Source organism: Pseudomonas sp. CH235, from assembly GCF_004368175.1.
Taxonomy (GTDB): Bacteria; Pseudomonadota; Gammaproteobacteria; order Pseudomonadales; family Pseudomonadaceae; genus Aquipseudomonas; species Aquipseudomonas paraglycinae.
In genome coordinates this window covers 39,653-64,974 of the sequence record NZ_RRZJ01000017.1, presented here as the reverse complement: position 1 = coordinate 64,974, position 25,322 = coordinate 39,653, and the positions used below count along the sequence as shown (strand labels likewise).

The 25,322-nt window shown below is 63.3% G+C and carries 24 protein-coding genes; 15 read left to right on the top strand and 9 right to left on the bottom strand.

Annotation, left to right across the window (positions count from 1 at the left end):
- Positions 1-5: 5 nt before the first annotated feature.
- The gene (locus EIY71_RS18110; protein WP_102685777.1) at positions 6-692 is read right to left on the bottom strand and encodes a YggS family pyridoxal phosphate-dependent enzyme; all 687 of its coding nucleotides are present in this window, start codon (positions 690-692) and stop codon (positions 6-8) included.
- A gap of 56 nt (positions 693-748) precedes the next feature.
- On the opposite strand from EIY71_RS18110, the gene EIY71_RS18105 reads away from it, so the two are divergent.
- Positions 749-1,783 carry a type IV pilus twitching motility protein PilT gene (locus tag EIY71_RS18105; protein WP_039767934.1) on the top strand — a complete coding sequence of 345 codons (1,035 nt, stop codon included), beginning with the start codon at positions 749-751 and terminating at the stop codon, positions 1,781-1,783.
- Between the two features lie 47 nt (positions 1,784-1,830).
- Here EIY71_RS18105 and EIY71_RS18100 read toward each other — a convergent pair whose 3' ends face one another.
- Positions 1,831-2,448, bottom strand: coding sequence for a C40 family peptidase (locus tag EIY71_RS18100; RefSeq protein ID WP_011336371.1), 618 nt, complete (start codon positions 2,446-2,448; stop codon positions 1,831-1,833).
- Between the two features lie 249 nt (positions 2,449-2,697).
- Between EIY71_RS18100 and EIY71_RS18090 the strand changes: the two genes are divergently transcribed.
- A complete protein-coding gene (locus EIY71_RS18090) occupies positions 2,698-3,132 on the top strand; it encodes a TM2 domain-containing protein (RefSeq protein WP_085746691.1) in 435 nt (144 codons plus the stop codon).
- A 36-nt stretch (positions 3,133-3,168) separates the two neighbouring features.
- On the opposite strand, the gene EIY71_RS18085 is transcribed toward EIY71_RS18090, so the two are convergent.
- The 7 genes from EIY71_RS18085 to gshB all read right to left on the bottom strand — a co-directional run bounded on the left by EIY71_RS18085 (position 3,169) and on the right by gshB (position 9,100).
- Positions 3,169-4,440: a dihydroorotase gene (locus EIY71_RS18085; protein WP_085746690.1), complete on the bottom strand. Its 1,272-nt coding sequence runs from the start codon at positions 4,438-4,440 to the stop codon at positions 3,169-3,171.
- Positions 4,437-5,441, bottom strand: a complete 1,005-nt coding sequence (locus EIY71_RS18080) for an aspartate carbamoyltransferase catalytic subunit (RefSeq protein ID WP_007913665.1) — start codon at positions 5,439-5,441, stop codon at positions 4,437-4,439. Before EIY71_RS18080 ends, EIY71_RS18085 begins: the two co-directional genes overlap by 4 nt.
- Positions 5,442-5,468: 27 nt before the next feature.
- Complete coding sequence (pyrR, locus tag EIY71_RS18075; RefSeq protein WP_039767937.1) at positions 5,469-5,972, bottom strand: bifunctional pyr operon transcriptional regulator/uracil phosphoribosyltransferase PyrR; 504 nt, start codon at positions 5,970-5,972, stop codon at positions 5,469-5,471.
- Positions 5,973-6,053: 81 nt separating this feature from the next.
- Positions 6,054-6,491, bottom strand: coding sequence for a Holliday junction resolvase RuvX (gene ruvX / locus EIY71_RS18070; RefSeq protein WP_007953334.1), 438 nt, complete (start codon positions 6,489-6,491; stop codon positions 6,054-6,056).
- A complete protein-coding gene (locus EIY71_RS18065) occupies positions 6,491-7,063 on the bottom strand; it encodes a YqgE/AlgH family protein (protein WP_039767938.1) in 573 nt (190 codons plus the stop codon). Before EIY71_RS18065 ends, ruvX begins: the two co-directional genes overlap by 1 nt.
- A 59-nt stretch (positions 7,064-7,122) precedes the next feature.
- The gene (locus tag EIY71_RS18060; protein WP_039767939.1) at positions 7,123-8,022 is read right to left on the bottom strand and encodes an energy transducer TonB; all 900 of its coding nucleotides are present in this window, start codon (positions 8,020-8,022) and stop codon (positions 7,123-7,125) included.
- 106 nt (positions 8,023-8,128) lie between these two features.
- Positions 8,129-9,100 (bottom strand): glutathione synthase, encoded by a 972-nt coding sequence (gshB, locus tag EIY71_RS18055; RefSeq protein ID WP_085746688.1) that lies wholly within the window; start codon positions 9,098-9,100, stop codon positions 8,129-8,131.
- A gap of 224 nt (positions 9,101-9,324) precedes the next feature.
- On the opposite strand from gshB, the gene pilG reads away from it, so the two are divergent.
- The 13 genes from pilG to mdcH all read left to right on the top strand — a co-directional run bounded on the left by pilG (position 9,325) and on the right by mdcH (position 25,291).
- Positions 9,325-9,729 carry a twitching motility response regulator PilG gene (pilG, locus tag EIY71_RS18050; protein WP_007953330.1) on the top strand — a complete coding sequence of 135 codons (405 nt, stop codon included), beginning with the start codon at positions 9,325-9,327 and terminating at the stop codon, positions 9,727-9,729.
- Positions 9,730-9,789: 60 nt separating this feature from the next.
- Entirely contained in the window at positions 9,790-10,155 is a 366-nt protein-coding gene (gene pilH, locus EIY71_RS18045; RefSeq protein ID WP_007953328.1) for a twitching motility response regulator PilH, read from the top strand.
- A 10-nt stretch (positions 10,156-10,165) separates the two neighbouring features.
- On the top strand, positions 10,166-10,705 hold the full coding sequence (locus EIY71_RS18040) for a chemotaxis protein CheW (protein ID WP_007953327.1): 540 nt from the start codon (positions 10,166-10,168) through the stop codon (positions 10,703-10,705).
- A gap of 13 nt (positions 10,706-10,718) precedes the next feature.
- Positions 10,719-12,779 (top strand): methyl-accepting chemotaxis protein, encoded by a 2,061-nt coding sequence (locus EIY71_RS18035; RefSeq protein ID WP_085746687.1) that lies wholly within the window; start codon positions 10,719-10,721, stop codon positions 12,777-12,779.
- Between the two features lie 35 nt (positions 12,780-12,814).
- Positions 12,815-18,730 (top strand): Hpt domain-containing protein, encoded by a 5,916-nt coding sequence (locus EIY71_RS18030; RefSeq protein WP_134022572.1) that lies wholly within the window; start codon positions 12,815-12,817, stop codon positions 18,728-18,730.
- On the top strand, positions 18,723-19,193 hold the full coding sequence (locus tag EIY71_RS18025; RefSeq protein ID WP_085608864.1) for a chemotaxis protein CheW: 471 nt from the start codon (positions 18,723-18,725) through the stop codon (positions 19,191-19,193). Before EIY71_RS18030 ends, EIY71_RS18025 begins: the two co-directional genes overlap by 8 nt.
- 99 nt (positions 19,194-19,292) lie before the next feature.
- A complete protein-coding gene (mdcA, locus tag EIY71_RS18020) occupies positions 19,293-20,963 on the top strand; it encodes a malonate decarboxylase subunit alpha (protein WP_134022570.1) in 1,671 nt (556 codons plus the stop codon).
- Entirely contained in the window at positions 20,963-21,835 is an 873-nt protein-coding gene (locus EIY71_RS18015) for a triphosphoribosyl-dephospho-CoA synthase (RefSeq protein ID WP_134022568.1), read from the top strand. Before mdcA ends, EIY71_RS18015 begins: the two co-directional genes overlap by 1 nt.
- The gene (locus EIY71_RS18010; protein ID WP_102716724.1) at positions 21,835-22,134 is read left to right on the top strand and encodes a malonate decarboxylase subunit delta; all 300 of its coding nucleotides are present in this window, start codon (positions 21,835-21,837) and stop codon (positions 22,132-22,134) included. Before EIY71_RS18015 ends, EIY71_RS18010 begins: the two co-directional genes overlap by 1 nt.
- On the top strand, positions 22,127-22,978 hold the full coding sequence (locus tag EIY71_RS18005; protein WP_134022566.1) for a biotin-independent malonate decarboxylase subunit beta: 852 nt from the start codon (positions 22,127-22,129) through the stop codon (positions 22,976-22,978). The genes EIY71_RS18010 and EIY71_RS18005 overlap by 8 nt, the downstream gene beginning before the upstream one ends.
- Complete coding sequence (gene mdcE, locus EIY71_RS18000) at positions 22,975-23,760, top strand: biotin-independent malonate decarboxylase subunit gamma (protein WP_134022564.1); 786 nt, start codon at positions 22,975-22,977, stop codon at positions 23,758-23,760. Before EIY71_RS18005 ends, mdcE begins: the two co-directional genes overlap by 4 nt.
- Positions 23,754-24,374 (top strand): malonate decarboxylase holo-ACP synthase, encoded by a 621-nt coding sequence (locus tag EIY71_RS17995; protein WP_085746680.1) that lies wholly within the window; start codon positions 23,754-23,756, stop codon positions 24,372-24,374. Before mdcE ends, EIY71_RS17995 begins: the two co-directional genes overlap by 7 nt.
- On the top strand, positions 24,371-25,291 hold the full coding sequence (gene mdcH / locus EIY71_RS17990) for a malonate decarboxylase subunit epsilon (protein WP_085746679.1): 921 nt from the start codon (positions 24,371-24,373) through the stop codon (positions 25,289-25,291). The genes EIY71_RS17995 and mdcH overlap by 4 nt, the downstream gene beginning before the upstream one ends.
- Positions 25,292-25,322 lie beyond the last annotated feature (31 nt).

Sequence of the window (25,322 nt, the reverse complement as noted above, 5' to 3'; positions counted from 1 at the left end):
AATGTTCAAGATTGGGAGTAGTCGCGGGCGCCGAACAGGGCCGTACCGATACGGACCCAGGTCGCGCCCTGGGCAATGGCCGACTCGAGGTCGTGGCTCATGCCCATGGAAAGTGTGTCGAGCGGCAGATCGAGGCTGGCCTGCAACTTCTGAACGGCGGCGAATGCAGCATCCTGCTCGGCGCGGTCTTCAGTCGGTTCGGGAATCGCCATCAACCCGCGCAGCTTCAGGCGTGGCAGGGCGCTGATGGCCTGGGCCAGCGCCGGCAGGTCTTGCGGCGTGCAGCCGGACTTGCTGGCCTCACCGCTGACGTTGACCTGAATGCAGATGTTCAGTGGCGGCAGATCCGCCGGGCGTTGTTCGGACAGGCGTTGGGCGATTTTCAGACGATCCACGGAGTGCACCCAGGCGAAATGCTCGGCGATCGAGCGGGTCTTGTTCGACTGAATGGGGCCGATGAAGTGCCAGATCAAGGGCAGGTCGGCCAGTTCGAGCTGTTTGCCCAAGGCCTCTTGCAGGTAGTTCTCGCCAAAGTCGCGCAGGCCGGCGGCGTACGCTTCGCGCAGGGCTTCGGCCGGTTTGGTCTTGCTCACGGCCAGCAGCTGGACGCTGTTTTCATCGCGTCCGGCGGCAGCGGTGGCGGCATGAATACGCGAACTAACCTGGAGAATGTTGTCTGCTATCGTGGACATCAAGAGGCGCCAGCGGTCTGAAGGTTCGCGGCATTCTACTGGAATTGAGGGACGCTATGGATATCACTGAACTGCTGGCCTTCAGCGCCAAACAGGGCGCTTCCGACCTGCACCTGTCGGCCGGTCTGCCGCCGATGATCCGCGTGGATGGCGACGTGCGGCGGATCAATCTGCCGGCGCTGGATCACAAGCAAGTGCACGAGCTGATCTACGACATCATGAACGACACCCAGCGGGTGGACTTCGAGAAACATCTGGAAACCGACTTTTCCTTCGAAGTCCCCGGCGTGGCGCGCTTTCGGGTCAATGCCTTCAACCAGAACCGGGGCGCCGGGGCGGTGTTCCGGACCATCCCGTCAAAAGTGCTGACCATGGAAGACCTGGCCATGGGCGACGTCTTTCGCAAGATCACCGATGCGCCACGCGGGCTGGTGCTGGTGACCGGGCCGACCGGTTCCGGCAAGTCCACAACCCTGGCGGCAATGATCGATTACCTCAACACCCATCGCCATCACCACATCCTGACCATTGAAGATCCGATCGAATTCGTCCACGAATCACGCAAATGCCTGATCAATCAGCGCGAAGTCCATCGCGATACCCGCAGTTTCGCCACCGCATTGCGTTCAGCGCTACGCGAAGACCCGGACGTGATCCTCGTGGGCGAGATGCGTGATCTGGAAACCATCCGCTTGGCACTCACCGCCGCCGAAACCGGGCACCTGGTGTTCGGCACCTTGCACACCACGTCGGCAGCCAAGACCATCGACCGGGTGGTGGACGTGTTCCCCGGGGACGAAAAATCCATGGTGCGCTCGATGCTCTCGGAATCGTTGCTGGCGGTGGTGTCGCAGACGCTGATCAAGAAGATCGGCGGTGGCCGGGTGGCGGCGCACGAGATCATGCTGGGGACGTCGGCGATCCGTAACCTGATCCGTGAGGACAAGGTGGCGCAGATGTATTCGGCGATCCAGACCGGCGGCTCACTGGGGATGCAGACACTCGACATGTGCCTGAAGGATCTGGTGACCAAGGGCTTGATCAGCCGTGAACATGCGCGGGAGAAGGCGCGCACGCCGGATAACTTTTAGGCAAAAAAAACGCAGCCCGTGGGCTGCGTTTTTTTGTACCTGAACAATCAGCGCTGAACGACGCGCATCTGCCCCTGTTCTTTCGGCAATACGCGTTTGGCCACCACGTAATGCTTTTCCCAGTACGGCTTGTTCAGTGTGTCGATGCTCACCGCTTTGCCGCGCCGTGGCGCATGGATGAAACGATCGTTGCCCAAGTAGATGGCAACGTGATTGACCCGACGGCTCTTGATGTTGAAGAAAATCAGGTCGCCCGGTTTCAGGTCCTTGCGTTCGACTTTCTCGCCGTGACCGCTGGCCATGGCGTTCGAGGTGCGTGGCAGGTCGAACGTGGCGTCGTTGAACGCGTATTTCACCAGACCGCTGCAGTCGAAGCCTTTACTCGGGCTGCTGCCGCCCCAACGGTAGGGTGTACCGAGGACGTTTACCGCGCGACTCAGGACGTTGCTGCTTTCCTTGGTCGCCATCGGTGGCACCAGCTTGCTGCGGCCGTTGCTGCTCAGCGTGGTGTGTTTGACCTGTTTGCCTTTGTTCGAAGGAGCAGAGGCATGGGATTTAGGGGTGAAACCGTTAACGTTTGGAAGACGTTGCTCACGATTGGTGGCGTGGGCGGCCAGTGGCATTAATAGGCAAATGGTTAGCCATGTCTTGAAAAATGGACGCATTAGGCAGGGCTCTTGGTGTGTTAGCGCGCAACTTTATAACAGCTTTTTTGTCACTTCCGAGGCCGTTGGTCGATTCAATCGGGTGCCAACGGAACCAAATAAGCGGCAAAAAGACGCAATTGTCGGACAGAAGTCCGGTGCTATAAGGCTTTGACGGGAGACACGGTAGCATTTGCCATACGTCGGCTACCTGTAAAAAAGTCACAAAGAATTAAAGAATATTTATCTATCGCGTGAATCGAGGTCTTAATGAACGGCTATCAGCTGCCCCGTGTGAAGGAAAAAGACACCCATAGCAAGATGATCGGCTACCTGTTGTGGATTTTCGGTTTCACAGGCTCTCACCGCTTCTATTACGGCAAACCGGTGACCGGCACGATCTGGTTTTTCACCTTCGGGTTGCTGGGGATCGGCTGGCTGATCGACGTGTTCCTGATCCCGGCGATGGATCGAGAAGCCGACCTGCGTTTCGTGGCGGGCCCTATTGAATACAACGTGGCGTGGATTCTGCTGACCTTTCTCGGCGCGTTCGGCGTGCACCGGATGTATCAGGGCAAGTGGATCACAGGTTTGCTGTACCTGCTGACCGGCGGGTTGTTCTTTCTGGGGGTGCTGTATGACTTCTGGACGCTGAACGATCAGGTGTCGGTGCGTAACGCCGAAGGGCGGGGTGCCTTTCAGTAAGTGATGGCGAGGGAGCTGGCTCCCTCGCCATTTTTGTTACGCCTGGTGGCTGATCCGGCCATCCACCAGCGTGTAACGCACCACACCCGGCAGGCTATGGCCGAGGAACGGGCAGTTCTCGCCCTTAGACAGCCAGGTTTCGCCGGCAACGGTCGAAGCCTTCGGATCGAACAGCACGATATCTGCCGCGCCACCCACCGCCAGTTTGCCTGCCGGCAGGCGCAGGGCCTCGGCCGGACCGGCGCTCAGACGGGCCAGCAGGGTCGGCAGGTCCAGCAGACCGTCCTCGACCAAGGTCATCGCCAGCGGCAGCAACAGCTCGACGCTGCTGATGCCGGGCTCGGTCGCGCCGAACGGTGCCAGTTTGGCATCGCGTTCATGGGGCTGGTGATGGCTGGAAATCGCCGAGACCACGCCGGACTTCACCGCCTCGCGCAGACCATCGCGGTCGGCGCGGGTGCGCAGCGGCGGTTGCACGTGATACAGGCTGCTGAAGTCGATCAGCGCTTCGTCCGTCAGGATAAGCTGATACAGGGCGACATCCGCCGTGACTTTCAAGCCACGGGCCTGGGCCTGAGCGATCAGGGCCACGCCGCGAGCACTGGTCAACTGGCTGAAGTGCGCACGCACGCCGGTCTGCTCGACCAGCAGCAGATCACGGGCCAGCGCCACGGTTTCAGCGGTTTCCGGAATGCCCGGCAGGCCGAGGAAGCTGGCGGTGGCGCCTTCGTGGGCCAGGCCACCGTCGGCCAGGTCGTGATCCTGCGAGTTGAAGATCACTGTCAGGTCGAAGGTCGCCGCGTAATCCAGCGCCCGGCACAGGGTACGGGTGTTGCGGAAGCTCTCGAGGCCGTTGCCGAACGCCACGCAACCGGCGTCGCGCAGGGCAACGAGTTCTGCGAGCTGTTCACCATCCAGACCTTTGCTCAGCGCGCCGATCGGGAACACCTTGGTGTTGCCGGCCTCGCGGGCGCGGTCGAGGATCAGTTCGGCCACGGCCGAGGTGTCGAGTACCGGTCTGGTTTTCGGCGGGCAGCACAGGCTGGTCACGCCGCCGGCCGCAGCCGCGCGGGTTTCGCTGGCGATGGTGCCTTTGCGGCTGTAGCCCGGCTCGCGCAGGGCGACGTTCAGGTCTACGAGGCCTGGAGCGGCGACAAGACCTTGGGCGTCGATGGTTTCGACGGCGGTGAAGCCGGCCGGTGCAGCGCCGAGGGCGACGATCTTGCAGGCTTCAACGTGAATATCGGTGATTTGATCCAGGCCGCTGCTCGGATCGATGACGCGGGCGCCGAGAATGCTGAGCTTCACTGGGCGTTCTCCTGCTCGAATTGACGTTGCGCCGTTTGCCCGCTCATGGCCATCGACAGCACGGCCATACGGATCGCGATGCCGTAAGTGACTTGATTGAGGATCACCGAGTGCGGGCCGTCGGCCACCGCCGACTCGATTTCCACACCACGGTTGATCGGCCCCGGGTGCATGACGATGCAATCGGGCTTGGCGCCTGCCAGGCGCGCGGTGGTCAGACCGAACAGGCGGTAGAACTCGCCTTCGCTCGGCAGCAGGCCGCCGGTCATGCGCTCACGCTGCAGGCGCAGCATGATCACCACGTCGACGTCTTTCAGGCCTTCGGTCATGTCGGTGTAGACCTTCACGCCGTATTGCTCGATGCCGATCGGCAGCAGGGTTTTCGGTGCGATCACGCGGATGTCCGGGCAACCGAGGGTCTTCAGGGCGAGCATGTTCGAGCGCGCCACCCGCGAGTGCAGGATGTCGCCGACGATGGCCACCGAGAGGTTCTCGAAACCGCCCTTGTGACGGCGGATGGTCAGCATGTCGAGCATGCCTTGGGTCGGGTGCGCGTGCCGGCCGTCGCCGCCGTTGATGATCGCCACTTGCGGGCAGACATGCTCGGCGATGAAGTGCGCGGCGCCCGAGTCACCGTGGCGCACGACGAACATGTCGGCGGCCATGGCTTCCAGGTTGCGCAGGGTGTCGAGCAGGGTTTCGCCCTTGCTGGCCGACGAAGTCGACACGTTCAGGGTGATCACGTCCGCCGACAGGCGCTGGGCCGCCAGTTCGAAAGTGGTGCGGGTGCGGGTCGAGTTTTCGAAGAACACGTTGCACACGGTCTTGCCGCGCAGCAACGGGACCTTCTTCACGGCCCGGGCGCCGACTTCGAGGAACGAGTCGGCGGTGTCGAGGATTTCCGTCAGCAACTCGCGGCGCAGGCCGTCGAGCGAGAGGAAGTGGCGCAGCTGGCCCTGATCATTGAGCTGCAGCGGGCGCTTGGTATCTAGAGGCGTCATCGCGAGGGGGACTCTCAATAGGGCGGATTAAAGGGCAAGGTCTTGCAGTTCGAGGGCCAGCTCCGGCCCGGACAGCTTGACCCGCTCGTGGGCGGCCAGCGACAGGGTCGCGCCGACCACGTTCGGGCGGATCGGCAATTCGCCGGCGTCCAGGTCCAGCAGGCAGACCAGCGTCACGCTGGCCGGGCGGCCGTAGTCGAACAGTTCGTTCATGGCGGCGCGGATGGTCCGGCCGCTCATCAGTACGTCGTCGATCAGCACCAGATGCTGGCCTTCGATTTCGAAGGGCAGGGCGGACGGGCGCACCTGCGGGTGCAGGCCGTTCTGGCTGAAGTCGTCGCGGTAGAAGGAAACATCCAGCGTGCCCAATGGCGCATCGCTGCCCAGCTCTTTGAGCAGGGCCTGGGCGACCCAGACGCCGCCGGTGCGGATGCCGATGTAACGCGGTTCGCTGATATCACGCTGGGCAAGGTGCGCCTTGAGGCGGGTCGCCATCTGGCTGATCAGATCGGCGGGATTGGGCAGGCTCATGGTTGCTCCTTCTCGGGGTCGAGCCGGTTCTCGCGAACCGGAGCTCGGGTTGTAACCAAAAGAAAAGCGCCGTAGCGCTTGTCAGGATTCAAATAGTGCGGTGTTTTCGTCGAGCCAGCCTTGCAGCAGCAGGGCGGCGGCGATGGCGTCCACCGGGTTGTCGCGGTAGCTGCCTTTCTGCCCACCGCGCACCAGTCGCTCGCCCTTGGCTTCGAAGGTCGTCAGGCGTTCGTCGTGGGTATAGAAAGGCAGGTTGAAGCGGCCGTTGAGGCGGCGGGCGAATTTCTCGGCGCGGGCGCACATCTCGCTGGGCGTACCGTCCATGTTCAGCGGCAGGCCGACCACCACGGCGTCGGGCTTCCATTCCTTTATCAGGGCTTCGACCTGATTCCAGTCCGGCACACCGTTTTGCGCCTTCAAGGTGCACAGTTCGCGGGCCTGGCCGGTAATCACCTGGCCGACTGCCACGCCGATCTGTTTGGTGCCGTAGTCGAAGCCGAGGATCAGGCGCAGGGCCATCAGGCGTGTCCTGCCTGGCTGGTCAGCAGGCTGAGGTTGATCCCCAGGTGCTTGGCCGCCGCTTCCAGGCGCAGTTCGCTGCTGGTGTTGAACAGGATGTCGGCGTCGTACGGGCAGGTCAGCCAGGCGTTGTCGGCCAGTTCGGCCTCCAGCTGACCGGCTTCCCAACCGGCATAACCGAGGGTGATGACGCTTTTGGCCGGGCCCACGCCGTCGGCGATGGCGAACAGCACATCCTGCGAGGTGGACAGGGCCAGATCGCCCTCCAGCTCAACGGTAGCCTGGAACGTCTTGCCCGCCGGGTGCAGGACAAAACCGCGATCGGTCTGCACCGGGCCGCCGATGAAGATCGGCACATGCTGGCACAGCGCCGGCGGATCGATGTCCGGGCGCAGTTGTTCGAGGATGTCGGCCAGATTCAGCTCTTGCGGTCGGTTGACCACCAGCCCCATGGCGCCATTGGCCGTGTGCTCGACGATGTAGGTCAAGGTGTGGGCAAAGTTCGGGTCGGCCATGTGTGGCATGGCGATCAGGAAGTGATGCTTGAGGTAGCTGGGGCTGACGTTTTTCATGTGCGCTAGTGTGGCGTTCGGGGGGCGAACTGACAAGCTGGAGCGGGCAAAAGATCGACTCAGTTACTGGACAACCGGTCGCCCCGGGCGAATTTCCAGGTGCGGATGATTTCCAGTCGGTCGATGTCCGACAGGTCCCCGGTAAACGGTGCAAACGGTGCCGCCAGACGCACGATCCGCTGCGCCGCCTGATCCAGCAGTGGCTGGCCGGAAGACTCCAGCACCAGCACTTCATACAGCGAGCCGTCGCGGTTGATCGACACCATCAGGCGCAGATTGCCGTAGATCTGCTTGCGCCGGGCTTCGTCGGGGTAATTGAGGTTGCCGATGCGCTCGACCTTCTTGCGCCACTCGTCCTTGTACCAGGCGCCCTTGTCGCGCATGGTCGAGGCGGCGCTGAGGCGGTGGATACGCGGGCGCTTGGCGTACAGCTGTTGTTCGTTGGCCAGTTCGGCTTCAAGGCTGGCGATGTCGCTGGAGAGCTGCGAACTGTCGAAGGTCGGGGCGTCGACCGTCGGTTTGGTCTCGGTCCTGGCTTCTTCTTTCTTGGTCGGCGCCTTTTTCGGTTTCGGCGCGACGGTGGTCACGGCCGCCTTGGGCGCGGCTTCCTGCACCTCCGGCTTGGCGGCCGGTGGCGGGGTGACTTTCTTGACTTCGTTTGCCTGAAACGGCGCGACCTCGGTGGTCTTGGGGATCGCCTTCTTGTCGAGGGTGCCGCTGCCTTCCTGGTTTTCCTGGGCGAGGAAATCGGCCTTCGCCGGCTTCTTTTCGCTCTTGAAGGTAGCGAGGGTGATTTCCAGGGTTTTGCTGATCTGCTTGGGCTCGACCATGGTGAAACCCACGCCGAGCAGCAGCGCCAGATGGATCAGCGCCGCGAGAAACAGGGTAAATCCGAGGCGATCGACCGGGCGCACGCCTTTATGGGCGAGTTCAGCGGGCAGATCGGACGGAAGTGTCATTCGAGAAAAACCAACATCGCGTTTTTACGGGCTCGGCATGATAACGCAATGTTGGTTTTTAGCTGCAAGCTTGAAGTCTCAAGCGACAAGCTGCACACCACTGGCTTTAAGCTTGCGGCTTGCGGCTCGACGCTTGCAGCTTGCCTTCGATCGCATCCATCAGCAGGCCGCCGATGTCGGTGCCGAAGGCATTGTCGATTTCGCGGATGCAGGTCGGGCTGGTGACGTTGATTTCGGTAAGGTGCTCGCCGATCACGTCCAGGCCGACGAACAGCAGGCCTTTTTCGCGCAAGGTCGGGCCGACCTGGGCGGCGATCCAGCGATCCTTGTCGGTCAACGGACGAGCTTCGCCACGACCACCGGCCGCGAGGTTGCCACGGGTTTCGCCCTGGGCCGGAATCCGCGCCAGGCAGTAATCCACCGGCTCGCCGTCGATCATCAGGATGCGCTTGTCGCCGTCCTTGATCGCCGGCAGGTAGGCCTGACCCATGATCTGCTGGGCGCCGAGGGCGGTCAGGGTTTCCAGGATCACCGACAGGTTCGGATCGCCGGCGCGATGACGGAAGATCGAGGTGCCACCCATGCCGTCCAGCGGCTTGAGGATCACGTCGCCATGTTTGGCGGCGAATTCACGCAGCACGTCGGCGCGGCGGCTGACTACGGTCGGCGGCGTGCACTGCGGGAACAGGGTGGCGAACAGTTTTTCGTTGCAGTCGCGCAGGCTCTGCGGCTTGTTGACCACCAGCACCCCGGCGGCTTCGGCCTGTTCGAGCAGGTAGGTGGAGTAGACGAACTCCATGTCGAACGGCGGATCCTTGCGCATCAGGATCACGTTCAGGTCGCTCAGCAGCGAATCCTGTTCGGCCCCCAGTTCGAACCATTTTTCCGGGTTGGCGAAGACTTTCAGCGGCTTCATCCGCGCCCGTGCCTGGCCTTCACCCTGATAAAGGTCTTTCTGTTCCATATAGAACAGTTCCCAGCCGCGCTTTTGCGCCGCCAGCAGCATGGCCAGCGAGCTATCCTTTTTATAGGAAATGCTGGCGATAGGGTCCATGACAATCCCGACGCGAACGCTCATTGGGTTTTCCTCGAAAATTGGCTACCGGATCGGTATGAAAAAAGTGCCGCCAGAGTGGCGCCGGGCGGGTTTTCGGTCAAGGAAAAACCCGTCGATAGATTGCGTCTGGAGACTGTGCTAAAAAGGCTCCCAGCCGCGCTGGCCCTTGAGCATCAAGGGTTTCCAGCCATCAGTCATCGCAAAACGGACAAATTGATTCGCAAAGGCGACGGTAGAGCCCCCTTATGGAACAGCAGTCCAGCGCCTTGAAGGTCATGGTGATCGACGACTCGAAAACGATTCGTCGCACCGCCGAGACCCTGTTGAAAAATGCAGGGTGCGAAGTCATCACCGCGATCGACGGTTTTGACGCCCTGGCGAAGATCGCCGACCACCATCCCGGGATCATCTTTGTCGACATCATGATGCCGCGTCTGGATGGTTATCAGACCTGCGCTTTAATCAAGAACAACAATGCGTTCAAGGGCACGCCGGTGATCATGCTGTCGTCCCGGGACGGGCTGTTCGACAAGGCCAAGGGGCGGATTGTCGGTTCCGATCAATTTTTGACCAAGCCTTTCAGCAAGGAAGAACTGCTCGACGCGATTTCGGCCCATGTTCCGGGCTTCGCTGCCGCTTTGCCGCAGTAAGACACGCACAGAGACGCTCGGCCAGCGGGCCCGGTGTCGACAAGAAAAATGGGGAAGACCATGGCACGTATCCTGATCGTCGATGATTCGCCGACCGAAATGTACAAACTCACCGGCATGCTGGAAAAGCACGGGCACGAAGTGCTGAAAGCCGAAAACGGCGCCGACGGCGTGGCCCTGGCCCGTCAGGAAAAACCCGATGCGGTACTGATGGACATCGTCATGCCCGGCCTCAACGGCTTCCAGGCCACCCGTCAGTTGACCAAGGATGCGGAAACCAGCCACATCCCGGTGATCATCATTACTACCAAGGATCAGGAGACCGACAAGGTCTGGGGCACCCGCCAGGGCGCCAAGGACTACCTGACCAAACCGGTCGACGAAGACACGCTGATCAAGACCCTGAACAACGTGCTGGCCGGTTGATCGCGCCGCCATGAGCGAGTCGCTGACCGCGTTCGAACTGTTGTGGCAGATCGACCAGCGCTGTCGCCTGCTGGCGGCGGACCTGCCGTCGCAACCGGCGCGCCAGGATCGCTGGAGCGGCATCGGCTTTCGTCTGGGCGAGCACTGGTACGTCACGCCGATGGGCGAAGTCAGCGAAGTGCTGCCCGAACTGCGTGTCACCCAGTTGCCGGGCGTCAAGCCGTGGGTCAAGGGCGTGGCCAACCTGCGCGGACGGCTGCTGCCGGTCATGGACCTGTGCGGCTTCTTCGGCCATGAGCTGTCACCGATGCGCAAACAGCGGCGGGTACTGGTGGTAGAGCATCAGGACGTGTTTGCCGGGTTGCTGGTCGATGAAGTCTTCGGCCTGCAGCACTTCGAGCAGGACAGTTTCGAATCCGTCTCGATCAGTAAACGGCAAGGCTCCAAGGGCGAGTTCATCAAGGGCTATTTCCGGCGCGAGCAGAACTGGCGGGTGTTCAGCCTGTTTGCGCTGGCGCAGTCACCGAGTTTCATGCACGTCGCGGTTTAACAGGCGAGGACCGATGATCAAAGCAAAAACAGGCAAGCCCGCAGAAGGCTCGCGCAGCCGCTCACAGATCATCGTGCTGTTCATCGCACTGATCGTGTTCATCATGCTGCTGTTCGCCAACTTCGCTTACCTCAACACCCAGGCCAACTACGACAAGCAGTACATCGGCCACGCCGGCGAGCTGCGGGTGCTGTCGCAGCGGATCGCCAAAAACGCCACCGAGGCTGCCGCCGGCAAGGCCGCCGCGTTCAAGCTGTTGAGCGATGCGCGCAACGATTTTGCCCAGCGCTGGGGTTACCTGAAGAAAGGCGACCCGGCCACCGGCCTGCCGCCGGCTCCATCCGTCGTGCGCCCGGAAATGCGCGCCGTGCAGCTGGACTGGGAACGCCTGCTGAAAAACACCGACGCGATTCTCTCCAGCGAACAGACCGTGCTGTCCCTGCATCAGGTGGCCGCGACCCTGGCCGAAACCGTGCCGCAATTGCAGATCGAATACGAAAAGGTCGTGGAAATCCTCCTGCAACGCGGTGCGCCGGCGGCGCAGGTGGCGATGGCCCAGCGTCAGTCGCTGCTGGCCGAGCGGATTCTCGGCGCGGTGAACACCGTGCTTTCCGGCGATGAAAACTCCCAGCAGGCCGCCGATGCCTTCGGTCGCGATGCCGCACGCTTTGGTCAGGTGCTTAACGGCATGCTGCAGGGCAACCCGGCGCTGAAGATCAGCCAGGTCGAAGACCGCGACGCCCGCGCTCGCTTGAGCGAGATTTCCGAACTGTTCCAGTTTGTCTCCGGTTCGGTAGATGAAATCCTCGAAACCTCGCCGGAGCTGTTCAAGGTTCGTGAGTCCGCCACCAACATCTTCAGCCTGTCGCAGACCCTGCTTGACGAAGCCTCGCACCTGGCCAGCCGTTTCGAAAACCTCGCCGGCGGGCGCAATACCGACACCATTGGCGGTTATGTGCTGGGTCTGTTGGCGCTGGCTTCGATCATCCTGATCGGCATGGTCATGGTCCGGGAAACCAACCGTCAGTTGCGCGAGACCGCCGAGAAGAACGAGCGCAACCAGAACGCGATCATGCGCCTGCTCGACGAGATCGAAGACCTCGCCGACGGTGACCTGACCGTGACCGCCTCAGTGACCGAAGACTTCACCGGGACCATCGCCGACTCGATCAACTATTCGGTCGACCAGCTGCGCGATCTGGTCGCCACCATCAACCTCACTGCCGGCCAGGTGGCCGCTGCGGTGCAGGAAACCCAGGCCACCGCCATGCACCTGGCCCAGGCCTCGGAGCATCAGGCCCAGCAGATTTCCGAAGCCTCGACCGCGATCAGCGACATGGCCCAGTCGATCGATCAGGTGTCGGCCAACGCCGCTGAATCCTCGGCGGTTGCCGAGCGTTCGGTGGAGATCGCCAACAAGGGCAACGAGGTGGTGCACAACACCATCCACGGTATGGACAACATTCGCGAACAGATCCAGGACACCGCCAAGCGCATCAAGCGTCTGGGCGAGTCGTCCCAGGAAATCGGCGACATCGTCAGCCTGATCGACGACATCGCCGACCAGACCAACATCCTCGCCCTCAACGCGGCAATTCAGGCGTCGATGGCCGGTGACGCCGGGCGCGGTTTTGCCGTGGTTGCCGACGAAGTGCAACGGCTGGCCGAGCGCTCGTCCGCCGCGACCCGACAGATCGAAACGCTGGTGCGGGCGATCCAGACCGACACCAACGAAGCCGTGATTTCCATGGAGCAGACCACCACCGAAGTGGTGCGCGGCGCGCGGCTGGCGCAGGATGCCGGTGTGGCCCTGGAAGAAATCGAAGGCGTGTCCAAGACACTCGCGGCGCTGATCCAGAGCATTTCCAACGCGGCGCAGCAGCAGACGTCTTCGGCCGGGCAGATTTCCCTGACGATGAACGTGATCCAGCAGATCACCTCGCAGACTTCGTCCGGCTCCACGGCCACCGCCGAGAGCATCGGCAACCTGGCGAAAATGGCCAGCCAGTTGCGTCGCTCGGTGTCCGGGTTCACCTTGCCGGCGGCGCCTGCGCCCGTCGCGGACAAGGCGTGAGGCCTGCGGGCGAGGCAATGTCGAGCGGAGTGGTTATGGGTGACCGGCACGATTACGTGGCCCTCGAATGGGTCAAGGGTGAAATCGCCGAGACGCTGAGGCAGGCGCATCAGGCCATCGAAGCCGTGCTCGACGATCCGCAGTCGGTGCCCGGGCTGGACGAATGCCTGGCCTGCATCCATCAGGTGCACGGCAGCCTGCAGATGGTCGAGTTCTACGGCGCGGCATTGCTCGCCGAAGAAATGGAACACCTGGTCGAAGCGTTGCAGAACGACCGCGTCAGCCACCGCGACGAAGCGCTGCACTTGCTGTTGCAGGCGCTGGGTCAGTTGCCGATCTACCTCGACCGCGTGCAGGGCGCCCGCCGTGATCTGCCGCTGGTGGTGCTGCCGCTGATCAACGACTTGCGCAGCGCCCGGGGCGAAAGCCTGTTGTCGGAAACCAGCCTGTTCAGCCCGCAGTTGCCTGAGCTTGCGCCTTTGGGCGAGGAAACCCTGGCGCTGCTGGAACCGGCGGAGCTGCCGAACGTGCTGCGCAAATTGCGCCAGATGCTGCAAATGGCGCTGGTCGGATTGCTCCGCGAACAGGACGACCAGACGCACCTCGCTTATCTGGCCAAGGTGTTTACCCGGCTTGAAGCACTCAGCGATAACTCGCCGCTGAGCCCGTTGTGGCAGGTCGCTTCGGCGCTGGTCGAAGGCATGCGCGAAGGCCGGATCGCCAACAGCCCGGCCCTGCGCAGCCTGTTCAAGGACGCCGACAAGGAACTCAAGCGCCTGCTCGAACAGGGCATGCCCGGCCTCAACCAGCCGCCACCGCCTGAACTGCTGAAAAGCCTGCTGTTTTATATCGCCAAAGCCGAACATCCCACCGGGCAGATGCTGACCATGAAAGATCGCTACTCCCTGGACGACGCGCTGCCCGACAGCGCGATGGTCGATGAAGAACGCGCGCGCCTGGCCGGCCCCGACCGCGATGCCATGCGCTCGGTGCTCGCGGCGCTGTGCGAAGAGCTGGTGCGGGTCAAGGAGCGCCTCGACCTGTTCGTGCGCAGCGACCGCCAGCACGCTTCGGATCTGGACAGCCTGCTGGCGCCGCTGCGGCAGATCGCCGACACCCTCGCGGTGCTCGGTTTCGGCCAGCCGCGCAAGGTGATCATCGATCAACTGGCGGTGGTGCTGAGCCTTGCGCAGGGTCAGCGCGAGCCGAACGACGCCACGCTGATGGACGTCGCCGGCGCCTTGCTCTACGTCGAAGCGACCCTGGCGGGGATGGTCGGCACAGTCGAGCCGGAGAGCCCGGAAGACTCGCGCCTGCCGACCACCGACCTGACGCAGATCCATCAGATCGTGATCAAGGAAGCACGCATCTGCCTGCAACAGGCCAAGGACATGATCGTCGACTACATCGACGCCGACTGGGATCGCCAGCAACTGCAAAGCCTGCCGGCACTGCTGACCCAAGTTCGGGGCGCGCTGGCGATGATTCCGCTGGCGCGGGCGGCAAGTCTGCTCGAAGCCTGCAACGGATTTATCCGCGAGCATCTGTTGCTCGACCCGCACGAGCCGGGCTGGCAGCAACTCGACAGCCTCGCCGACGCCATCACCAGCCTTGAGTACTACCTCGAACGCCTGACCGACGACCCGCAGGCACCCAGCGAACACTTGCTGGATATCGCGCAGAAAAGCCTCGCCAGTCTCGGCTTCTTTCCTGACGAACAGCCCGGCGAGCCGCATGTGCCGGTGCTCGACGACGTGCTCAGCCCCAGCGAAGCGCTGGTGATGCAGGATTTGCAGGAGCTGGACGACCCGCAGATCGTGCAGTCGTTGGCCGAAGTGCTGGCCAGCCCGGTGTCGGCGGTCAACCCGCCGGCGCTGACCACGCCGGGCAGCCTGCTGCCGCCACCGGCCGATGAAGAACCGGTGGACGACGAGCTGCGCGAAGTGTTCCTCGAAGAGACCGGGGAAGTGCTCGAGGTGCTGAGCGAATACCTGCCGCGCTGGTCTGCCGAGCCCGATGACCGCGCCGCCCTCAGTGAGCTGCGCCGCGGCTTCCATACGCTGAAGGGCAGCGGCCGGATGGTGCGTGCGCTGGTCCTCGGCGAGCTGGCGTGGGCGGTGGAGAACCTGCTCAACCGCGTGCTGGAACACAGCGTCGAACCCGGCCCGGCGGTGCGCCAGTTGCTGGCCGACACGCTGCTGCTGTTGCCGGACCTGATCGCCGAATTCGCCACCAACGGCCAGCGTCAGCGCCACGATGTCGATCAACTGGCGGCCCGCGCCCACGCGCTGGCCAAGGGCGACACGCCGCTGCCGGCCGAAGACGTGGAAGACGTCGCGGCCCTCGATCCGCTGTTGCTGGAGATTTTCCGCAACGAAGCCGAAACCCACCTCGCCAGTCTCAACCGTTTTCTCGATCAGGCTGCCGAGCATGTGCCGTTACAGGCCAGCGACGAATTGCAGCGAGCGCTGCACACCCTCAAGGGCAGCGCCTCGATGGCGGGGGTGTCGCCGGTTGCCGAACTGGCGGCGCCGCTCGATAAGCTGGCCCGGGAATTCAAGGCCCATCAGCTGGCGCTGGATCTGGACGAAGTGGAACTGCTGCTCGAAGCCGAGGGCCTGTTCCGCGTCGGTCTGCGTCAGCTCAAACACGATCCACTGGCGCCGATTGTCGGTGCGCAGTCACTGATCAAACGCACCGAAACCCTGCTCGGCGAGCGTCTGGAATTGATCCTCAATGCCCCGAGCAGTGCGTTGCGGGTCAAGCGCGATCCGCAACTGATCAACAACTTCCTGGCCCAGGGCATGGACATCCTGCTCGACGCCGAAAACCTCTTGCAGCGCTGGCAGCAGCACCCCGGTGAACGTCAGGAACTCAGTGCATTGCTGGATGAGCTGACCACCCTGGGCGAAGGCGCGCACCTCGCAGATCTGCTGCCGGTGGATGTGTTGTGTGAAGCCTTGCTCGACCTGTACGGCGCCGTCGAAGAGAGCAGCCTGGCGGTCAGCGAGCGGTTTTTCCATGAAGCGCAGCAGGCCCACGAAGCGCTGATCAACATGCTCGACGAACTGGCGGCCGGCCAGGAAATCACCCCGCAACCGCAACGCATCCGCGCCTTGCACGAACTGCTCGACGAGAGCCTCGATCCGTCGGCCATGGGCCTGATCCGCAGCGACGGCAGCCGTACTTTGAGCATCCGCGAACTGGGCAGCGCCACTGCCGAACTGCAGCAACACAATGCCGACAGCGGGCCGGACGACGAGATCGTCGAGATCTTCCTCGAAGAGGCGGTCGACATTCTCGACAGCGCCGGGCAAGCCTTGCAGCGCTGGTTGAAGGATCCGGAAAACGGCGCACCGCTGTCGTCGCTGCAACGGGATTTACATACGCTCAAGGGCGGCGCGCGGATGGCCGAGGTGGCAGCCGTCGGTGATCTGGCCCATGAGCTGGAAGGCCTTTACCAAGGGCTGGTGGATCGGCGTTACAGCCACAGCGAAGCTCTGGGTCGGTTGTTGCGCCAGAGCCACGAGCGCCTGGCGCTGTTCCTCGAACAGTTGCAACGGCACCAGCCGCTGGATCCGGCGCAGGACCTGATCGAGGGGATCCGCCGCTTTCGCCAGGGTCCGAGCGCCAGTCCCGAAACGCCATCAGCCACTGTCACGCAGGACGGCCCCGGACACGATCCGGAGCTGCTGGAGATCTTCCTCGAGGAAGGTTTCGACATCATCGAAAACTCCGGTGCCGCGCTGCTGCGCTGGCAGGCCGAGCCCGGCAATCGCCAGGAAGTGGAAACCCTGCTGCGTGACCTGCATACCCTCAAGGGCGGCGCGCGGATGGTGGAAATCGGGCCGATTGGCGACCTCGCTCATGAGCTGGAAAACCTTTACGAAAGCTTGTCCGCCGGCACCCTGCAAGGCAGCGCCGAACTGTTCGCGCTGTTGCAGCGCGGCCAGGACCGCTTGGCGCAGATGCTCGACGCGGTGCGCGCCGGCCAGCCGTGCCCACCGGCAGACCGGTTGATCAGCGCGATCCAGAATTTCAGCCATCCGCTGGTCGTGCAAACCCCGGCGCCCGTGCCGCCGGTGGCGGTCAAGGTCGAGCCTGCCGCCCCGGCGCCCGAGGCCGGGGCGGACATGGTCAAGGTCTCCGCCGAGTTGCTGGATGACCTGGTCAATCTCGCCGGCGAAACCTCGATTTTCCGTGGGCGTATCGAACAGCAAGTCAGCGATGCGCAGACCGCCCTGCACGAGATGGAAACCACCATCGAGCGGATGCGCGACCAGTTGCGCCGGCTCGACACCGAAACTCAGGGACGGATCCTCAGCCGTCAGCAAGTGGACGCCGAACGCCTCGGCTACGAAGATTTCGACCCGCTGGAAATGGACCGCCATTCGCAGTTGCAGCAGTTGTCACGGGCGCTGTTCGAATCCGCTTCCGACTTGCTGGATTTGAAGGAAACCCTCGACCGGCGCACCCACGACGCCGAGAACCTGTTGCAGCAGCAGGGACGGATCAACACCGAATTGCAGGAAGGCCTGATGCGCACGCGCATGGTGCCGTTCGAGCGCATGTTGCCGCGTTTGAAACGCATCGTCCGGCAGGTCGCCGAAGAGTTGGGCAAGGACGTCGCGTTCAGCGTCGGCAACGCCGAAGGCGAGATGGACCGCAACGTCCTCGAACGCATGGCCGCACCGCTGGAACACATGCTGCGCAATGCCGTCGACCATGGTCTGGAGTCCGCCGAAGTCCGGCTGGCGGCGGGCAAACCGGCACAAGGGCAGATCAGCCTCGACCTGTCCCGCGAGGGCGGCGACATTGTGTTCGACATCCGCGACGATGGCGCCGGTGTGCCGCTGGACGCCGTGCGGCGCAAGGCGATCAAGCGTGGCCTGCTGGCGCCGGACGCCGACATCAGCGACCGCGAAGTGTTGCAGTTCATCCTCCAGCCAGGCTTTTCCACGGCCGAGAAAATTACCCAGATTTCCGGGCGCGGCGTGGGCATGGACGTGGTCCACGAAGAAGTCCGGCAACTGGGTGGCACCATGAGCATCGACTCAGTGCCGGGGCAGGGCGTGCACTTCCGCATTCGCCTGCCGTTCACCGTGTCGGTCAACCGTGCGCTGATGGTGCAGTGTGGTGAAGATCAATACGCGATTCCGCTGAACACCATCGACGGCATCGTCCGCGTACTGCCGAATGAACTGGACGGACATTTCCGTCTCGACCCACCGAGTTATCAGTACGGCGGCCAGCGTTATGAACTGTGCTACCTCGGCGAGCTGCTGAAAACCGCTCCCCGGCCAAAACTGTCCGGTCAGAGCCTGCCGGTGCCGGTCTTGCTGGTGCAGTGCAACGACCGGCACATCGCGGTGCAGGTCGACACGATGGCCGGCACCCGCGAAATCGTAGTCAAGAGCCTCGGCCCGCAGTTCGCATCGGTGCAGGGCGTGTCCGGGGCGACAATTCTCGGCGATGGCCGGGTGGTGCTGATTCTCGACCTGCTGGCGCCGATCCGCGCGATGCAGGCGCGGTTGCCGCAGCGTCCGGCCAGTCACGAAATCGAAAGCGAACCGCACAAGCCGTTGCTGGTGATGGTGGTCGACGATTCGGTGACGGTGCGCAAGGTCACCAGCCGCTTGCTCGAACGCCACGGTATGAACGTGCTGACCGCCAAGGACGGGGTCGATGCGATGTTGCTGCTGGAAGAACACATGCCGGACCTGATGCTGCTAGACATCGAAATGCCGCGCATGGACGGCTTCGAAGTGGCGACCCAGGTACGCCACGACGAACGCCTGCAACACCTGCCGATCATCATGATCACCTCGCGCACCGGCCAGAAACACCGCGACCGCGCGATGGCCATCGGCGTCAACGACTACCTCGGCAAGCCGTACCAGGAATCGGTGCTGCTCGAAAGCATCGCCCTGTGGAGCAAAAAACATGCATGAGCGCCAGCACAATCAACGCGCCAGTCAGCTCACCGGGCTGCTGCTGCCGCTGGCGGATCGCAACCTGATCCTGCCCAACGTCGCCGTCGCCGAGCTGATCGACTACCAGTCCAGCGCCTTCGATCTCGACACACCGCCGTGGTATCTCGGTCGGGTGACCTGGCGCGAGCGGCAGATCCCGCTGCTGAGTTTCGAGTCGGCGTGCGGCAACAAGATCGTCATCGGCGAACGGGCACGGATCGTCATCCTCAATGCCCTGGGCGGGCGGCCGGAGTTGAAGTTCATCGCGCTGCTGGTGCAGGGGATTCCGCGCTCGTACAAGCTCGACAGCCAGTTGAGTTATGTCGACGTGCCGCTGTGTGCGCTGGAGCAGGCGGCAGTGCAGGTGGGGGAGCAGGTGGCGAAGGTGCCGGATCTGTTGGCATTGGAGACGTTGTTGGTAGATGCGGGGCTGGTCCACTGATCGTTACGCTCACCGTAACGGTTCGCCACTGCGCTTGATTGATGCCCCTCGAACACACTCCTAAGGTAGCTCCACGACAGCGAACCCCGTGGAGTGAGCATGACAACAACCATTTCCCCCGACTCGCGCTGGACGCGGCGGCGTGACGAGAGGCAGCGGCGCCTCGACAAGGTGCGCGGGCTGGCCGACGGTGCGGTGTTGCCCACCGACAGGATCGTCGCGGCACTCGAAGCGCTGATCCATCCGGGCGACCGTGTGGTGCTGGAGGGCAACAACCAGAAGCAGGCGGATTTCCTCTCGCGCTCTCTGGCCAAGGCCGATCCTGAAAAGCTCCACGACCTGCACATGATCATGCCCAGCGTCGGTCGCTCCGAACATCTCGACCTGTTCGAACGCGGCATCGCCCGCAAGCTCGATTTCTCCTTCGCCGGCACCCAGAGCCTGCGCATCAGCCAGTTGCTCGAAGACGGTCTGCTGGAAGTCGGTGCGATCCACACCTACATCGAACTCTACGCCCGGCTGGTGGTGGACCTGATCCCCAACGTCGTGCTCTCGGCCGGGTTCATGGCCGACCGTGCCGGCAACATCTACACCGGCCCGAGCACCGAAGACACCCCGGCGCTGATCGAACCAGCCGCGTTCAGCGACGGCATCGTCATCGTCCAGGTCAATCAACTGGTGGACGACGTCAGCGAACTGCCTCGCGTAGATATTCCGGCATCGTGGGTGGATTTCGTGGTGGTGGCGGACAAGCCGTTCTACATCGAACCGCTGTTTACTCGCGACCCGCGTCACATCAAGCCTGTGCACGTGCTGATGGCGATGATGGCGATCCGCGGGATCTACGAAAAACACAACGTGCAGTCGCTGAACCACGGCATCGGTTTCAACACCGCCGCCATCGAATTGATCCTGCCGACCTACGGCGAATCCCTCGGCCTCAAAGGCAAGATCTGCCGCAACTGGACGCTCAACCCGCACCCGACGCTGATCCCGGCCATCGAAAGCGGTTGGGTCGAAAGCGTGCATTGCTTCGGCACCGAACTGGGCATGGAAAACTACATCGCCGCCCGCCCTGATGTGTTCTTCACTGGGCGTGACGGCTCGCTGCGTTCCAACCGGATGTTCTGCCAACTGGCCGGGCAGTACGCGGTAGACCTGTTCATCGGCGCGACCCTGCAAGTCGATGGCGATGGTCATTCCTCCACCGTCACCCGAGGTCGCCTCGCCGGTTTCGGCGGCGCACCGAACATGGGGCACGACCCACGCGGTCGGCGCCACGGCACTCCAGCCTGGCTCGACATGCGTCATGACGATTCGCAGCAACCGATGCTCGAACGCGGCAAGAAACTCGTAGTGCAGATGGTCGAGACCTTCCAGGAGGGCGGCAAACCGACCTTCGTCGAAACCCTCGACGCGGTGGAGGTGGCGAAGAAAAGCGGGATGCCGCTGGCGCCGATCATGATCTACGGCGACGACGTCACCCACTTGCTCACCGAAGAAGGCATCGCCTACCTGTACAAGGCGCGCTCGCTGGAAGAGCGTCAGGCGATGATCGCTGCGGTGGCCGGCGTCACTGCCATCGGCCTGCGCCACAATCCGAAAGACACCGAACGCATGCGCCGTGAAGGCCTGATCGCCTTGCCCGAAGACCTCGGCATCCGTCGCACCGACGCCTCCCGTGAATTGCTCGCGGCGAAAAGCGTGGCCGATCTGGTCGAGTGGTCCGGCGGCCTCTACAACCCGCCCGCCAAGTTCAGGAGCTGGTAATGCACGCACTCAACCTGCAACCGAAAACCATCACCCTCGCCGAACGGCTGGCGGATCTGGCCGTGGACGCGCTGATCGACGAAGCCGACCTGTCGCCGAAACCGGCGCTGGTCGACCGGCGCGGCAACGGTGCGCACACCGATCTGCATTTGGGATTGATGCACGCCTCGGCGCTGGCGCTGTGGCCGGCGTTCAAGGAAATAGCCGAAGCCGCGCTCGAGTTCGGCGAGATCGGCTTGCCGCTGCGCGAAGCGATCGGCCGCATCGGCCGGGAAGGCGAGCAAGCGATGCTCATCACCACCCGCGGCGTGAACACCCATCGCGGGGCGATCTGGGCGTTGGGCCTGCTGGTCACGGCGGCTGCGCTGGACACCAAATCCACCAGTGCCAGCGCCGTCACTCTGCGCGCTGCGCGTCTGGCATTGCTCGATGACCGTTATGCGCCGCGTCCGCTGAGTCATGGCGCGCAAGTCGCCCAACGCTACGGCGCCCGCGGTGCCCGCGAAGAAGCGCAACTCGGCTTCCCGTCCGTGGTGCAACGCGGCCTGCCGCAGCTCAAACGCAGCCGCGCCACCGGTCATGGCGAACAGAACGCTAGGCTCGACGCCTTGCTCGCAATCATGACCGACCTCGCCGACACCTGCGTGCTGTACCGCGCCGGCGAACCGGGTCTGCACGCCATGCAGCACGGCGCCCAGGCAGTGCTCGACGCCGGTGGCAGCGCCAGCCTTACCGGTCGCCGCCGCCTGCACGAACTGGATCAACAACTCATCGCATTGAATGCCTCGCCCGGTGGCGCCGCCGACTTGCTCGCCGCCACTCTGCTGCTTGATCGAATCGAGCGCGACGGCATCCTTCAGGGAGCGTTTTGATGGAAACCTTATCCTTTGAATTCCCCGCCGGGCAGCCGCCGCGTGGTCGGGCTCTGGTCGGTTGTGTCGGTTCCGGTGATCTCGAAGTGCTGATCGAACCGGGCCTGGCCGGCAAGCTGACGATCAATGTGCAGACCTCGGTCAATGGCGCCGAGCAGCGCTGGCAGCATCTGTTTGCGCGGATGTTCGACGGCACCACACCGCCAGCGATGGCCATCGATATCCACGACTTCGGCGCGACCCCGGGCGTGGTGCGTCTGCGTCTGGAGCAAGGCTTCGAGGAGCTCGGCCATGACTGACACCTCGGCACTTTTGCACAAACATTCGTTCGTCGAACTCGGCGCACGGCAGCGGGCGAAAGCCTTGCTCGACGCCGACACCTTCCGCGAACTGCTCGACCCGTTTCAACGCGTCATGTCGCCGTGGCTGGAACGTCAGGGCGTGGTGCCGCAGGCCGATGACGGCGTGGTGATCGCCAAGGGCCGCCTCGATGGTTTGCCGGTGGTGATCGCGGCGATTGAAGGCGCGTTTCAGGGCGGCAGCCTCGGCGAAGTCGGCGGCGCGAAGATCGCCGGCGCGCTGGAACTGGCCGCCGAGGACAACCGCAAAGGCATTCCGACCCGCGCCATCCTGCTGCTGGAAACCGGCGGCGTGCGCTTGCAGGAAGCCAACCTCGGGCTGGCGGCGATTGCCGATATCCACGCGGCGATTGTCGATCTGCAGCAGTACCAACCGGTGGTCGGCGTGGTGGCCGGCAGCGTCGGTTGCTTTGGCGGGATGTCGATTGCCGCCGCGCTGTGCAGCTATTTGCTGGTGACCCAGGAAGCACGCCTCGGCCTGAACGGCCCGCAGGTGATCGAGCAGGAAGCCGGGATCGAGGAATACGACTCCCGCGACCGGCCCTTCATCTGGAGCCTGACCGGTGGAGAGCAACGTTTCGCCAGTGGCTTGGTGGACCGCTATGTCGCCGATGACGTGGCGCAGATTCGCCAGCAGATCGGCGAGTTGCTGCAACAAGGCTTGCCGGCGCAACCGCGCAGTCAGCGGGCCGAGTGGTTCCTGCAACGCCTGACGAGCCTGGACACTGACAAGCAAATCGAGCCTTCGGTGGTTCGCGATCTGTATCAAGGAGAGCGCTCATGAGTGGTTATTCCGTGCGCGGTTTGAACTGGTTCAACGCCTTGAGCGCTGGCGCGAATGTGGTTGAAGGTTTGCCGCCATCGCTGAGGGTTGCCGACGGGCCACTTGGACGCTTTATCGCCGTGGTCGCCGATCCGCAAAACCGTTTCCCTCGCGCTCGCAATGGCGAAGTCGGTTTGCTCGAAGGCTGGGGGCTGGCGAAGGCTGTGGATGACGCGATCACCGCTGACCGTGACAGAACGCAAAAGCGCCCACTGATCGCCATCGTCGATGTGCCGAGCCAGGCCTACGGTCGCCGCGAAGAAGCCCTCGGCATTCATCAGGCTCTGGCCGGTGCGGCGGACGCTTATGCCCGCGCGCGTCTGGCCGGGCATCCGGTGATTGCGCTGCTGGTGGGCAAGGCCATGTCCGGGGCGTTTCTCGCTCACGGATATCAGGCCAATCGCTTGATCGCCCTGCGTGATCCGGGGGTGATGGTGCATGCGATGGGCAAGGCGTCGGCGGCGCGGGTGACCTTGCGCAGCGTTGAAGAACTGGAAGCCCTGGCGTCCAGCGTGCCGCCGATGGCCTATGACATCGACAGCTACGCCAGCCTCGGATTGCTCTGGGAAACCCTGTCGGTGCAGCAGATCGAACAGCCGACGGCGGAGGATCTGGCGCGAGTCAGCGAATGCCTGAAGCAAGCCATCGGCGATATTTCGGCGACTGATTTGAGCAATCGTCTCGGCGCGAAAAATCGCGAAGCCTCCAGCCGTGTACGTGAATTGCTGAGGGCGCAGTGGTGAACACGCCTCTGGCCCACGACCTGCTGTGGGGCATGACGCCAGCGCAGTTGCCGGCGGATGCGCCGCAGTGGGCGATTGATTCGCTGGCTGCCGGGCAACCGGTGGTGGTGCGGCGGGCGTTGAGTGAAGACGGATGCGTGGCGGTGGGCGTGCGCGGTCTGTTGCGCGAGCAGCGTTTGGCGGCGTTCATGGCGATCGATTCGATTGCCTGCCGGGTCAGTCCGGAAGCGCTTTGTCAGGTCGAGAGCGAACGTGATTTGCCGGTCATGCACGCGCTCCGGCAACTGCGGCCGGTGCTCGATGATTGCGGCTGGATCTGGGGTGTCAGTGGCAGTGCCGGGTTTGAATTGGCGAGCGGGTTTGCAGCCATGCACGAGGCCAGTGATCTCGATCTGATCCTGCGTACGCCACAACTCATCACCCGTAATCAGGCACGTAAATTGATCGCGGTTTTCGATCAGGCGATCTGCCGGGTCGACCTGCAATTGCAGACACCATTCGGTGCCGTTGCCCTGCGCGAATGGGCCGGAAATGCTTCGAGGGTGCTGCTGAAACACGCCCATGAAGCCTGTCTGGTGTCTGATCCGTGGAACCCGCAGGAGCAGGCAGCGTGAGCAGCCTGCTGGTGTTTCCCGGTCAGGGCGCGCAGCAGCCCGGCATGCTCCAGCGTTTGCCTCGGGAAACGCTGATCGAGGCCAGCGATGTGCTCGGTGAAGATGTCTTGCGGCTGGATTCCAGCGAAGCGTTGCGCAGCACCCGAGCGGTTCAGCTCTGCCTGCTGATCGCCGGGGTCGCAGCCTCGCGGCAGTTGTTGCAGGGCGGACTCACCGCCGATTACGTCGCCGGTCTGTCCATCGGTGCCTACCCGGCAGCGGTGGTCGCCGGAGCGTTGCGCTTCAGCGATGCGTTGCATCTGGTCAGCCTGCGCGGCGAGTTGATGCAGCAGGCTTATCCACAGGGCTTCGGCATGACCGCGATCATCGGCCTGCAATTATCCACAGTCGAAACGCTGCTGGCACAGGTGCACGGCGCAGAAACACCGGTGTACCTGGCCAACATCAACGCCGATAACCAGGTGGTGATTGCCGGCAGTGACCAGGCGATGCAAGCGGTCGCCGAGCTGGCGCGCGGTCGTGGCGCCGGTCTGGCAAAACGTCTGGCGGTCAGCGTGCCGTCGCACTGCCCGTTACTGGATGAGCCTGCGCAAACCCTCGCCGAAGCGTTCGCCAGGGTAGAACTGAAAACACCGAAAATCGCTTACCTGAGCGGCAGCCGCGCAAGGCCTGTGACCCAGGTAGAAGCGTTGCGCGACGACCTCGCCTTCAACATGTGCCGCGTGGTGGACTGGCGCGGCACCGTGCAAAGCGCTTACGAGCGCGGCGTACGTCTACAGATCGAACTGTCGCCCGGTGCGGTGCTGACCGGGCTGGCGCGCCGGGTGTTCGAACAGGGGACTGTCACTGCCTTCGACAGTGCCCGGCTCGACACCTTGCAGGCGCTGTTGCGTGAAGAGGAGGGCCGACGACCCTAAATCACCGACTCAGGCTTCGAACAACAAAAAC